General features: G+C 55.6%; 10 protein-coding genes. 2 read left to right on the top strand and 8 right to left on the bottom strand.

The genetic code is table 11. The annotated features are described in order from the left end of the window. Positions 1-534: 534 nt before the first annotated feature. Positions 535-1080, bottom strand: a complete 546-nt coding sequence (locus tag Q31a_RS03785) for a nitrilase-related carbon-nitrogen hydrolase (protein ID WP_261342700.1) — start codon at positions 1078-1080, stop codon at positions 535-537. Between the two features lie 21 nt (positions 1081-1101). Beyond that, on the bottom strand, positions 1102-2433 hold the full coding sequence (locus tag Q31a_RS03780) for a right-handed parallel beta-helix repeat-containing protein (RefSeq protein WP_145074209.1): 1332 nt from the start codon (positions 2431-2433) through the stop codon (positions 1102-1104). A 162-nt stretch (positions 2434-2595) separates the two neighbouring features. Between Q31a_RS03780 and Q31a_RS03775 the strand changes: the two genes are divergently transcribed. Both Q31a_RS03775 and Q31a_RS31305 read left to right on the top strand, forming a co-directional pair. Beyond that, positions 2596-3570, top strand: a complete 975-nt coding sequence (locus tag Q31a_RS03775) for an ISL3 family transposase (protein WP_145074206.1) — start codon at positions 2596-2598, stop codon at positions 3568-3570. After that, on the top strand, positions 3479-3823 hold the full coding sequence (locus Q31a_RS31305; protein WP_145074203.1) for a transposase: 345 nt from the start codon (positions 3479-3481) through the stop codon (positions 3821-3823). The genes Q31a_RS03775 and Q31a_RS31305 overlap by 92 nt, the downstream gene beginning before the upstream one ends. Before the next feature lie 128 nt (positions 3824-3951). On the opposite strand, the gene Q31a_RS03765 is transcribed toward Q31a_RS31305, so the two are convergent. The 6 genes from Q31a_RS03765 to Q31a_RS03740 all read right to left on the bottom strand — a co-directional run bounded on the left by Q31a_RS03765 (position 3952) and on the right by Q31a_RS03740 (position 13444). Further along, positions 3952-4650 (bottom strand): hypothetical protein, encoded by a 699-nt coding sequence (locus Q31a_RS03765; protein ID WP_145074200.1) that lies wholly within the window; start codon positions 4648-4650, stop codon positions 3952-3954. Between the two features lie 169 nt (positions 4651-4819). Next, on the bottom strand, positions 4820-5272 hold the full coding sequence (locus tag Q31a_RS03760; RefSeq protein ID WP_145074197.1) for a hypothetical protein: 453 nt from the start codon (positions 5270-5272) through the stop codon (positions 4820-4822). Between the two features lie 1385 nt (positions 5273-6657). Continuing rightward, on the bottom strand, positions 6658-8070 hold the full coding sequence (locus Q31a_RS03755) for an arylsulfatase (RefSeq protein WP_231691052.1): 1413 nt from the start codon (positions 8068-8070) through the stop codon (positions 6658-6660). A 518-nt stretch (positions 8071-8588) separates the two neighbouring features. Beyond that, complete coding sequence (locus tag Q31a_RS03750; protein WP_231691051.1) at positions 8589-10097, bottom strand: DUF1254 domain-containing protein; 1509 nt, start codon at positions 10095-10097, stop codon at positions 8589-8591. Between the two features lie 71 nt (positions 10098-10168). Further along, a complete protein-coding gene (locus Q31a_RS03745) occupies positions 10169-11206 on the bottom strand; it encodes a DUF1214 domain-containing protein (protein ID WP_145074194.1) in 1038 nt (345 codons plus the stop codon). Positions 11207-11350: 144 nt separating this feature from the next. Then, positions 11351-13444 (bottom strand): Vgb family protein, encoded by a 2094-nt coding sequence (locus tag Q31a_RS03740; protein ID WP_145074191.1) that lies wholly within the window; start codon positions 13442-13444, stop codon positions 11351-11353. Positions 13445-13548: the final 104 nt, after the last annotated feature.

The following is a 13548-nucleotide window of genomic DNA, read 5'->3' as shown; positions in this document are numbered from 1 at the left end:
CCACTCGACCTCATGAGAGTTTCGACGGGCACAACCGTCGTTGGTCGGCGAGCAGAGAGGCCGGTCCGTCCCACAGGAACTCTAAGTTGCGAGCGTGCCGAAGTGGCTTTCCAAATTGCGTGATACGACCGCTAAACCCACCGTCCGACAAGTAGCATGTGGTTTGTCTTGCTCTGTGAAGGTGGCGGAGTTACAAGGGGCCCCTTGCAGGAACTCTTCCGTTGGGCAACTGCCCAAGGAGGGCGTGTCTTGAGAGTCGGAACGCAGTTTCCTAAACGACTTCGAACTCGGCATCCGAATGCATACGCTACTCCACCAGCTTCCACTCAGCCGAGCGCCTACGTCTGCCTAATCCTCGTCTGCCTAATCCTCGACTGCCAAAGAGTCCCTCGGGCAGGAAGTGGCTCAATTAGGATGTCGGAGTACAGAATCGTTTCGGCGTCGGCCTATACGGCCCTTGCAGGACTACGTGGCCATCGGCAGCCACCACCATCGAACAGCCGATGCAAGTTCTGCCGCTCTAAAGACCTGCCGTCATCGGTCCAACGCAACTTGCCGAGGCGAACCAGCGTCGCAAATCATGACACCACTCGTTCCCAGGGACGTGTGCGCGACACTCAGGCAGTCGCCTTGACCGTACCATCGTTGGCCGATTTCCCACTCGTTCAACATGCGATGCCTCCGAAGGCACTGTCGCGAATCGTCAATCAGAATGGCCGAATCGAATACCTTGTCATGATCACGCTCCGTGAGACCAGCAACAACGAAAACGCCATACTGACCAGAAGCATTGCTCAGCCGTTGATGCGGATCTCCGCAGGGAATCACCTCTGCGAGTTGGCCTGCTGAAGGATGAGGCCACACCAAGTCCAGCGTTTCAGCTAGTTGCATCAGCAGTGTGCCCTCGCTGGCAGCCATGGCAATCGCCGCTTCCGCACATCGCAAGTTCTCCGTTTTGCGCCTCCCGCAACGAGCATCTGCGTCAAAGTGGTTATGAAGTGACCTTTTGGATCCGAGATTGCTGACATATTCTGCGAGTCCCCGGTAGGATCGATCCCAGCGTCGGGGATAGCGTAGCACGGCATCGCCCGGGTCGTATTACTACTTCTCGCGTTTGTCTTCAACGGGATTTTCCGCTTCGATTTGGTTATCCAGCAACGTCAACGTGCCTACTTGATTCTCAATCAGCACTCCAACTTTTTGAGACTGCTTCTCGCTCGGCCGCGTATCGCGGATCACGTTGTTCTCAAATACCAATCCGTCAGTCTCACCGCGAATCCGAATACCTGCTGCGGATCCGTTCGTTCCGTTGTCTTCGATCACATTGTCTCGCAACCGGTTGCGGTGCGCGGCCATGCCTAACGTCTCATTTCGAAAGTTGACCCCGTCCTCTCCGTTGCGGAGTACTCGATTACTCTGCAGCAGGTTGTCCGTGTCTTTGTGTCCGATCGAAATGCCGAAGCGTCCGTTTGCCTCCAGCAGATTGTTCTCAAAAAATCCATGCTTGACTCTCCAGCACAGGAAGAGCCCATCGGTCCCGTTGTGCCGAGCGATGCAGTTCTGAACGACGGGGCGTTGCGAACCACTGCCTGGGTGAAAACCGAGTTGCGTGTTGCTTTCGCTACGGCAACCAACGATTGTCACGTCGTTGGATTGTTGAAAACTGATCCCGTCGCCATTGTAGTTTCGCACCTCGCAGTTCTGAATCACGGTTCCAAAACCGCGATACAGGAAGATGCCGCCGCCACGACAGCCATTCAATTCAACGTTGGCGTCCTTGTTTCCCTCGATGACCAGATTTTCGACACGGACGTTGCGCAGGTCGTAGCCGCTGACGACTGGGAACACCGTGGCCGCTCGTGCCTTGTTGTGGACCATGCAGTCCGCCATCAGAGGCTTATCGATCGAGAAGGTGTTGTCGCTTCGCCCTGTGATTCTTGCAACGGAGGTATGGAAACCGCCGGCATTCTGATCCCAAATCGCGACCCCAAAGCCGACTTGAAAACCCGTCGCATCCGCTACCGTAAATTGCTGCTCGCCGAAGTCACCGTCGACACTCAATGGGGATACGACACCATCCGATTTTCTTAGAATCGTTTCGCCCTTCGTCCCGCGGACCGTCACGTTGGATCGCAGATGCAAGGAGTCGCGCATCAGATACTCACCGGGAAGGATCTCAACCGTTCCGCCGCCCAATGATGCAATGTAATCGACGGCGGCTTGAAGCACCCGATTGTCGGTGCCCACTAGATCGGCATCGGCGGGCCCGACATGAACAATCGGCAGCTGCGTCATTTTCGCGTGCATCTCGAATGGCAACTGGCGCTCTTGGGGCCGAGGATCGCTTTCGCCCGGTGACTCGTCGGCGGAGAGTCTCAACTGCGGACAAAGGATGAGTAAACAGACTGTGGCGACAGACAGAATAGAGTTCATGCGTCGTTTCCTCGGACGGTGACGTAATGGAGGGAATCCACGGATTATAGCCGCTGAGCATTGTCGTTGCTGAACCCAAGCGACGTGCGGTTAACGTTTAAGGTTCTTCGGGACTTTTAGTGGCTAGTCGAAAAATGATGGGTTTTGGGTAATTCTTTTGGGATGAAAGATCTCACCGAACCCTATAGCGCATTATTGGGCCTTGATGATTCATGGCGGGTGGAAGACGTAGACTTAGACTTGCTTGGCAATCAGATTGCGATTCGGCTTTCTCACGTGGGGGGCAGTCTAACTTGTCCGGATTGCGAGGCTGCTTGCTCCCAAGCGGACTTTGCTCCTGAATGGACATGGAGGCAATTAGACACGCTGCAGTTCAAGACAGAGTTGCGGGCACGCGTGCCTCGTTCTCACTGCGCAAAGTGTGGCGTGAAGGCCATCGCGGTCCCTTGGTCGGGCAAGCATTCGCGATCTACTCTTTTGTTCGAAGCGTTCGCTGTCGAAGTTCTCCAGGCGTGTGCCAATCTTAGTCGCGCGTCCTGCTTGCTGGGGCTTAGCTGGGATGCCGTGCATACGATCATAAAGCGTGCCGTAGACCGAGGCCTCAGTCGACGCAAACTGGACGACATTAAGCACGTTGGGCTGGATGAAAAGAGTTTTGGTAAAGGGCACAACCATGTGTCAGCGATGACCGACAGCGATAACCGGCGCGTTCTCGAAGTGGTGCCTGACAGGACTACCACAGCAGCCGATTCGCTTTGGAAAACATTGACTCAATCGCAACGCAGCAAAATTGCATCGGTTTCGATGGACATGTGGGCGGCGTTTATGACCAGCGCCGACAAGAACGCTCCCAACGCAGAGATTGTGCACGATAAATTCCACCTTGCCAAGTATCTCGGCGAGGCTGTTGACAAAGTGCGGCGAAGCGAACACAGAGCCTTGAAGAAGGAAGGGGACGAACCCCTCTTAGGCAGCAGGCAACAGGCAACTCTGTCTTTACAACGCAGAGAACCTAGACGAAGATCGCCACGCACGCCTAGCCTTATTGCAAGAGCAAGACCTGAGGACGTCCAGGGCAAGGGCCATCAAAGAGCACTTTCGTTGGTTCTGGGACTACACCTATGCTGGCAATGCTAAAAAGTTCTTTGATCGCTGGTTTGGATGGGCACGCCGAAGTCAATTGGATCCAGTCAAGAGAGTTGCTGCTACTCTAAAGCGTCATCTGGCCGGTTTGCTAAGCTATTTTCGCCACCGCGTTACCAACGCCACCACAGAGGGTTTCAACAGCCGAATCCAATCCATCAAGTCGGCCGCTCGCGGCTTCCGCAACTTTGCAAACTACCGCACCTGCATCCTCTTCTACTGTGGAAAGCTACAACTCAACCCCTAAAAGTCCCGAAGAACCTCTTGTTTGATTTACGAACGTTGGTGATCAGCGGGTGGCGGGAGTTTATGTTGATATCAGGAAAGAACGCACCACCGCCACGCCGTTGCATCCCATTGTTCATCGCGGCAATTTCAATTCTGGTCCGCTTTGAAGTACCGCAGGGCTTGCTCGCCCTCAGAATGCTTGAGTCGGTTCTCCTTGGAGCGGAGATACTCCCGCGCCCTTTTCTTCAGCTGCTCGTCAACGGGGACGCTCAGAACGAGATGCCCGCCTATGTCGTAATACGGTTCCCACTTCGTTCCAGCAACGATCGCGCGCGGAACATGGAGATTGAAGGTTTGTACTCGCTTCACTCCGACCGGCAGACCGCGAGCCATTTGCCTCGCGGCCTTGATTATGGCATCCGGCTGGCGCAGGAGTACGAAATCCGCCGTCATTACTTCCACTTTGCCCGGTGCTAGTTCGATCACTTTCGTCTCCGTCGGAGCGAATTCATCGTACGCCACCAGCAGACGAGACGAACGCTCTTTCCAGTCGTTGAGAACCGACGCAAGATGGGGGAAGTGAAATGACATCCGCGGGTGTACTTCCGTCAAGACCGGTTGTTTCAGAGATTCATCGATGACAATGGTTACGTCATATCCGCTGTGGTCGTCGGCCTCTGCCCCAGTCCGGAAGTCCACGAGTGTCGCAACGAGAATATAATCGGAATTGGCGACCAAGCTGTCGATGCTTTCGGTTTTGGGAAACAAAGGCTGAGCGAATAGGTCCCCCGAGGCTAGCACGGAAATGGCGAAAATAAATAGGGGCCTCAACCACACGGCTCGCATCACAATCTCCTGTAACCTGTTTGGGTCGCCGAACGGCGTTGACCGGACGGCAGTCGACCGGCCAAACTTATTGCAACACGTTTTCGGTCGCTCCGTGTCCAACCCATGGTTCGTCGTGAGTCGGTTCGTAGACCGCCGCGTGCAGCCACTACAAGTCTCCCGCCTTTTTCTATTTCATATTGCTTAGCGGATCGCTCGTGACAATGAAGTAGAAGGGCTGAATCCCAGACTCGAATCCTGATTGGCTGGGCTTGATGGGTGTGTCTTTCTGGATCGGCTCAACAAATGTTCCTGCAGTAGCATTGAAGTCTGCGCTGAGTTTTGCATGCAGCTTAGTGTCCTTGACAGTGATAACTCCATCAAGCTTCGGGTAACCGTCGCCTAGCCAGGCAGAGAAGCTTTTCTCGCCGTGTACTCGTAATGTCAAAACGTGATCCCGAGCTGGGACGGCGGATTCCTCGAGTGGGGCTCCTCGAAAAAGCATCACATAGAGCTCGTCGGGTGCAACTTTGTCCAGTTTTTGATCGTCCGCCTTAACGGGCTCAATAACGCAGGCAGTTGACATAATCGCGAAAACAACCACGAAAAATGTCGCGGCAGCGATGATAGTAGGGCGTCTCACTGAATCGTTTCCTACGTGACGAGATTTCTTGCCGGTTCACCGAAAGTTTTCACCGACGAACGTTGACGGTTACACGGCGGCGCCCCAAGACTTTGTGGTGACGAAAAGGCATTACTGCCGCTTGTGTGCACCACTTAGTTCTTACGTTGTGCCTGTGTTGCGGACGACTCGCCCATCGGTCTGGTTCCGCAGGCCTTAGTATAGTGGTGATAGAGAGGCCGGGCAACAATTGACCGATCGAAACCTGTACCCTCACAGGCTTCGGTGGATAGGCAAGCGACCGAGCAATTGTACCTACTCGCACCCAGGGGCGAGTGAGAAGATTTACCAACAACAGCGAACTATAGCGGACCGTGTGCCGCGACATAGCCCGGAGGCGGAGGGCGACACATTGGCGATGTAATCCGTGTCGTTCGCTAGAAATGGCATTACGTTGCGAACGGGAATAGCCGTTTCCGGAATCGCAAAGCGATGGTAGGTGATGGTAGGTGCTAGCCAAGGACGCCAGTCCTTGGTAAATGTAGCGAACAGGCCGTCAGTCGCGAAGCGACGGCAGGTGTGTCACGTCTGCATAGTCTGCATAGTTCGATGCGCAGTCCACCTGGCGTCGCTTCGCGACTTGGTGCGTCCCTGGTTTTCATTCCCCGGACTCGCGTTCGGGGCTAGCACATGCCGCCACTTCGTGGCTTCGGAAAAACGCCCATGCGTGACACGAAACCTGACAATCGACCGCGCAACGACGGACAGCAAGAACGGTAAAGGTAACGGGAGGCGAGGAGAAGACGTCAACTTCAAGCCGGACTGCGCCGAGCCATCCCCTTCACCGACTTGTTAGCTGGTTCATCAGGGATGTTGAGTCGTTGATTCGCCGAAGAATGTATTGGGTGTTGGATGTTCCTTCTGGTGAGAAAGATTTTGAATGGGTCCAGTTTGAAGCGGCTCCCTAACCTCCCTTGAGATGTCGATGACTTTCGGCACCACCATAACGCGCAATACTGAATGGCGGTATCGACATCTTCGCAATCATCTCCAGGCGGCAGGTTGGTAATGGCTGGCCTCAGCCTGGCAATCGTGCACCTACGGGCATGTCATTGGTCTTGAAATGGAGCGCGAAGTTTCGGTTCCTCAAAAGCGAGCAGCCGCAACTTGCCGCTGTCTGGGAACGGGCATCGAGCGGCTCTGGACCGTCGAAACAATTATTGGCGGTTAGTCGCCGAACCGCTCCGCCGGTTCGTTCGGGAAAATGCCGATCGCCGGAGCGATCTGGCGACACATATTGTTCCGACGGTCCTAAGCAGTCTATCGCTAGAGACTGTAAACCAAGAAACGGTCCTTTGATGCGCAAATCCCCTTCGGTATGAAACAAGGCAGGAACGGCCGTGTGTTCACTTTTTGGGAACGTATGCCTCCGCGATGATGTCCTGCATGCGACGAACCACTTCCGGAAAATCAGCCGCTAAGTCATGCTGCTCGCCAATATCGACTTGCAAATCGTAGAGCTCCAGCGGCTTGCCTTTGCCTGGAATCAGCGCCTTCCATTTGCCCTGCCGAACTGCCCGCTTGTCTTCGTAACTCCAGAATAGATAGTCGTGCGCAGGCTGGGGCATTCCCAGTAGCGTTGGCAGATAGGAAATACCGTCGATTTGCTCCGGTGGCGTGACTCCTGCGAACTGGCAAGCGGTGGGCAGCCAATCATAGGCCGCTAGCGGAATATCATTCACCGAACCGGCTTGCACATGGTCGGGCCACCAAGCAATGGTCGGGGCACGAATTCCACCGTCATACAAATCTCGCTTGTAACCCCGGAGCGGGCCGTTGGCGTCAAAATACTCATGATTGTGTCCTCCCTCGTGATGCGGTCCGTTGTCCGAGGTAAAGATGACTAACGTATGATCCGCAATCCCTAACTCTCGCAGCAGCCCCAGCAGCCTACCCACATCGGCATCCATGCGGGTAATCATGGCGGCTTGCCCCTTCTCGACATCCGGCCAGTCTTTCTGGGCATAGATTCCGTAAGTTGGCACTTCCATGCCGTTGCCTGTAACCCGCCCGCCTTCGTTGTTGGCATGCGGAATGGTCCAATGCACGTGCAGTAAAAACGGATCGTGAGCATGCCTGCGTACAAATTCAAACGCCTGCTCGGTCATGACATCATGGGAATAGGTAGTGCGTTGAGACGCAACCCGTCCCCGGCCTTCGGCATAATCGCCAATGACATTGCCCGCCAATGGAATTTTCTGGTCGTTTTTCCACAAATGAGTGGGATAGTAATTGTGGGCATCGCCCTGGTCGAGATAGCCCATCCAGAAGTCGAACCCATTGCGATTCGGGTGGCCTGTCGTTTCGATGCCCCCCATGGCCCACTTGCCAACACCGCCGGTAGCGTACCCGGATTGTTGCAACAATTCCGCCACGGTCACGTCTTCCGGACGAAAGACGTATGCGGCATTGGAATCGATGGGCGTATGTCCCATGTGTTTCCCAGTCCATAGTGACAAACGCGACGGGCGACACACGGTACAACCGGCGTAGTAGCTGGTCAACTTCATACCTTCCGACGCCATACGATCCAAGTTCGGGGTCTTGATTTCTGTTTGACCGAAACAGCCCAGATCGCCGTATCCCAAATCATCCACCATGATATAGATTAGGTTAGGAGTCGCAGACGCATCGGTGGTCTGGCTTGGCACAACCTGCGCATTGACTAGAGACGTAGTCAGCAGAAGCAGCCCCCAGGCCATGCCGACCGCTACAATCCGCCCGCGATTCAATCGTGCCAGCCAACTACATCTGACCATATTCAGCCCCTCGAGAGTGCGTACATAAGTCCGAATAATACTCATCGCTCCGCATGGCAACTACCCGCCCCGACCAATGCAGAACAGACGCCAGGCGAAGTTAATACCCAGGGTATGCTGCAAAGCCTTGCGTACTGACGATCTTGTTAATCACTGTAGCAGAATCGTCCGTGGCTCAAGACGGTTTGTCATTGCGTCCGAATGGAGGCATTCGCAAAACGTTGAATGCAGCCAGTTCGACTTCGCTTCTGCCACCAGAAGCCGCAGTCGGTGGATTGGACCGACGCCGCGATGAGCTTGTTGTTCTAGCCTGTGGTCGATGCAACTGAGGCAAGGGGTTGGAAATCTCGCTAGCGTAGTTCATGACGATCGGCAGGCCGTGTAGGAAGCTGCTTCAGGATTGCTTCAAAATTCGCTGCGGTCTCCGATCTTATTGATCTTCGCTCCGCTTGGGTCTGTTTGCTGGCCTTCTCGAACTTCTCTTCCAGCTCCTCGATAAGGCGGTCGTCTCCGTTCGGCTAGTTCACCAACTCAATCTCGCCGGGACGCCAGGTCTTTTCGATCCATGGCTCAAGCGGGCCGTACATGCGAAGGATACAGAACCAGCTTTTGCCGGGGTTGGTGGCCAGCCAATTGCCCTCCTTGCCCTCCGGCGCTTTTGGTCCGAAGTAGACGTCGTAGGAGCCGTCCTCATTCTTTTCCATTCCCTTGGTCAGGCTGCCGACAGTCGGGAAGAGCTGGCTGGTCTGGAGTTGGCAACGGGTCTGGGTGTCATACATCGTGACCGCCCAGAAGTTGGCGACCGGCACGTTCGGCGGCAGATGCAGCTTGTAGGTCTTCGATCCATCGAATGGCAGATCGTTCTTGTCCAACACACCCAAAGCATAGTCGGAGCCTTGTCCGACATGAGGTGTCGCCATCGCAGGAGTCACACCGCCAGCGTTGTAGTAGAAAAGCACCCGGGCATCGAGATTGATCGTCCCGTCCGCTTCGAAGGAGGTATTCTTGTTCGCGTAGGCGGTCACCCAGTTGCTATTCGTATCCGGATAGATCTTCACCCCGGAGATTCGTGTGTCGTAAGTGATGGAACGCCCGGCAGCATTCCCGAGCAAGGCCGCCTCGGTGAGCAGCTTTTTCATCCGCTCGTCGGGATTGAAGGGCTGTCCTTTGACGATGCCGATGCTGGCCATGTAACCGCGAACTTCCGGATTCACCGCGTCGATCGGCTCGGCCTGGACGATGTTGTTCAGGATCTCATAGTATTCCAAGGTACTCGGGAAGATAGTGCTAAATGAACGGCCGGACATGTTGACAAGCTCGGTCGGCGGCGGATTGGCGGCATCCTTCAGCGGATAAACTTTGAGCCCGGACCGGAAATTTTCGACAGCTGCTTCCAGACCATCCTTCACGGAGCCGCGGAGGAAGAGGAAGTTCCGGTTGGTGGGTGGCTTCAGGAGAAAGTATCCGTCCGGGATTTCGCCCTCATAGCCGGGAGGAATGACCAGGTATTTGCCCCCCTTGCCCTTGTCCGGACCGGTCACCCCCATATCGCCGACGAAACGCTGCCAGGCATCGTCGAGGAAGCCGAGCATGCCGGGTGGGATCTCGATGACGGTCGGGCCATCCTTTGCCAGATCCGTCGGAGCGTAGGCATACATCGTGGAGGTGTTGGAGGTGATAACCGGCGTCCGGGAATCCATCATCTGTTCCCATAGGGCGATTTTGTTCGGAGCATCGGCTCCTTGCTCGGCCATCCCGGCGAGAACACTGTAGATGGAAACCGCACCAACGTTGTCGAGATAAACCCCGAGCGCGCGTGAGCGGGTCAAATAGTCGTAGACGAGATCGTTGGTGTCGCCGATCGGCACGCCATCGAAGAATTCCAGCTCGCCTGCGACCGTCTGGACTTTCTCCGAGATGGATGCCGCCTTCGTTTTCGCAGCTTCCCGGGCTGGGTCGTCCTGTCCGTAGGCTGTCGCCATGGTGAGCGCGCAGGTGAGTGCAATTGTGGTGATGTATGGTTTCATTGGTTTCATGATTCGCAGGGAAGAATTCTGTACAAATTGAATCGGTTCAGTCTTAGTAGCATCACGATGGCTTACTTACTTCTTTTCCTCGGTGGGCCCGGGAAGGTCCAGTTCCCGTCGATGATCGCCTGGCTTGGTTGATACATTCGAATGGCGTAGTTCCAACCTTTCATGATCGGTAGGCAGTTCTCAGTGGTGTCCGGATCTCCTCCGAAGCGAATGGTGTAAGAGCCATCGCTATTTGGCTTGGCAATCAGGCTATTGAGACTGTAGGCGCCGTACTTGTTTTCCTGGAAGTATCCCTCTTCGTTGTAGAGGCTGATGGACCAAAATCCCTTGACCGGGACATCCTTGACCGTGATCTCGTATTCGCCGACGGGCAGATTCGGTTGCACATTCACATACTGAGCGTCCTTATCCGGCAGTCCGCCCCACGCAGAGGCGTTGCCAATCAGAAAGTGCACTGGATCGACGTCGGCTTTGGAGCCGAAGGTCTGGGTGAAGCGTTTCAGGCCCTTGGCTAATTCAAGAATCGCATCAAGCGTTGCCTTGTAGCTGGCTTTGTCGTAATTCGGCACAACGAACGGTTGATCCGACCCGGCAGAAATTTGAATCTGGTCTTGCAGTTTGTGGGCGATCGCCAAATCTGCGGCATCTTCTGGATTCGCAAGTGTGCGAATGACCACGCCGACGTAGGGAGTTTCAAATTTCTCCATCGTCAATTCGTACGCACCAGCGCCGTAGTAAACATCATTCACGTACCCTTCGTTATTGATCACCATCAATGACATGTATCGCTTGCCGCTATTCGGCAAGGTGACGGTCGCGCCTTGGGAAATGTCAATCACACCGAGGCTATAAAGCGTATCCCGGTTCATTCGGATAACATTCTGCTTGTCGATCGGCGTGGGCGTCCGGTTGCTGTGAACCTGGTTGATGCCTGACAATTTAATGATTCCTGCGAACTCAAAGTCGGTCTGTGCTTTATTGAAATTGTCGACATTAACAACAATGGGCGCATTGGATTCTTTGGTCGGATCTGTTTGTGCATTGGCGCTCGAGAGAGTGAGCGCGCCCGTCAATATTAGTGTGATGATGTTTGTTTTCATGATGCCTGGTTTCTGTTAATTATGAATGGGGTGTCTTCAAGTCTGAATTTGCGGGCGGCTTCTAGGTCGTTTTCTTAACTGGCTCGAATTATACGATGCCTGCGGGTTTATCACCCTTCCAATTCTGCTCGCCGCATGCATGATTTATTCCGCTCTGGCCGGACCGATCAAGGGCGTCCGCACGGGTTTGGCCAAGCCGAAGAAGACCACCGTGGTGTTGGAGGCGAAGCGGGTGGAAAGCGCTTCGTCCGGCACTTGCTTGAAGCCGGCCAGTGTCTGGTCCCAACTGTTGGCCACCCAGACGTTGCCGGCGGGATCGGCTGCGACGCCCGTAATGGTTTGCAGACCGCCGATGTAGCCCCCCTCGGGCGAAATCGCATCGCCGGTTTGAAGTCCCGACGGGAAGGTCTCGGTCCGCACACCACACAACTGGGAGAGGTTGTGGCTCATGGAATTCGAGACCCAGATGTTGTCATTGCCGTCGATGGAAATGCCCCAGGCGCCGTTCATGGTCTTGCCGGCGTTGAAGGGGCCGAGAACCGTGCAATCAGGTCTGATCATCGACACATCACCTCCGGGAAACTTGTCGCTGATTTCCCACAGATCGATCCACTCCTTGGCCGCGCGCTCACTGGCCGAACCATCGTGACGCTCAAACCTCGCTTTGAACTTCTCCTCGACGAAGGCCAGTTTCTCCCGGATGCCGATGTGGCCGATGGAGTTGGCGACCCAAGCATTGCCCTGGCTGTCGATGGCAATCCCGTGTGGGCTGTATCCGACCTCGAATTCCACGGCCATGCCCGGATCGCTGGCCGGAAAGCGGGTCACGGTGTTGGAGCCGCTGTTGGTGACCCAGATATAATCATTTTGGTCGATGGCCAAGGCGAAGGGCTTTTTGAGCTGGAGGGTGCCATCGACGGGCTTGCCGTCCACGACCTGACCGTAGATGCGGCCTTTCGAGGCGTCGCCCTTGGGTAGGTGGACGAGCAGGCTGTGGTCATTGTCGAGGGTCCAGATGTCGCTATTCGGGGCGACCATGACGCCCTGCATCGCACCCAGTTTTCCGTCGAAGTTGTAGCCGGTCTCCGGTGAAAGGGGCTTCCCGGTCTTACTGTCGAACGTGGAAATGGTGCTTCCGATAATGCTGGTGACCCAGACCTTGTCATCGCCGGAAACCGCGATGCCCCAGCCGGCGCTGTCCACGCCGCCGCCCCGGAAGCCCTTGATCATCGGGGAAAGCGGCTTGCCGTTCGGTGCGAACTTCGAGATTCCGCCGCCGACCCAATCAAAAATCGTGGTTTGGCCGCCGACCAGGAAGTTGTTGGACGACCACATGTTGCCCTCGCCGTCGATGGCGATGCCGCCCACTCCGTTGTAGCCACCGCCTGAGTAGACCAGCGACAGAGTCCATGAGCTGGGCGCGAAATTGAGATAAGGGATGAGATCCACCTCACGCCATCGCGTGCCAGCGGGCACGGGATAAAATTCGTTCAGCAACCCAAAAATCTCGTTCGCGTGATGAGAGGGGTAGCGGGCAACGTTTTGCGCCGCGGCCAGCGTGTTGGTCGGCGTGACGCCGCCCGGCGGTGTGGCCGCTTCGAAGAACTTGTTGCACGCGTCCGGTATCTCGGTAACGCAAGCCGTCAGCAGAATACCAAGCGTATTGAACTTGGCTAATGTTGTGGTCTCCGAACTGTTGAGCGGATCCTCGATGACCGGCCCCAGACCACCTGTTTCGAGATTGACCAGGTTCGGCACGTTTCCGGCTGCGATCCTCAAGCCGAGTGCATTACCACTCATCGTTGTGCCGTCGAGAAACTGCGCTCCGGTCCATGCGGAAGCCACTGTGGTGAGCTCGTTGATCGTCACGCGCTCCGGGGCCTTGGTCCCCAAGGTGGCCATCAAGGTAGTCGCCGGATTCGGTCCGTTTCCGGAGGACACCTGCGACATCCCGCCCGCCGCGATGAGATACATCACGCCGGCGTCGTCCTTCCCGTAGTCCTTGCCGTCGGCAAGCGCCAGGTCATAGCTGCCATCGTCCTTCGTCTTCGTCTCGGCGAGCTTTTCGGGAGCGCCCGGCCCCGCCAGCCAAAGGGTCACGTCAGCCCCGGAAATCGGAGCGCCGCCGGCCTCGACACGTCCTTTAATGCTCTCTGCAGCGAAGGCCGGGACGGATATGAGTGCGGCCGATAAGGCAAGTGCGGCGCATTTCGCGGCAAGTAGTTTAGGTTGTTTCATGGTCTGATCTTTTCGTTTGTTGCCGCCCAGGAATCGGTTCGCGCTATACGCGACACTCTTCCGGAATGAGGCTATGTTTTTAAAGCAATAGGCGATTAAAGAGA

Source organism: Aureliella helgolandensis (genome assembly GCF_007752135.1).
In the GTDB taxonomy this organism is placed as follows: Bacteria; Planctomycetota; Planctomycetia; order Pirellulales; family Pirellulaceae; genus Aureliella; species Aureliella helgolandensis.
The sequence above is the reverse complement of the archived record's forward strand: the minus strand, read 5'-3'. Positions and strand labels throughout refer to the sequence as shown.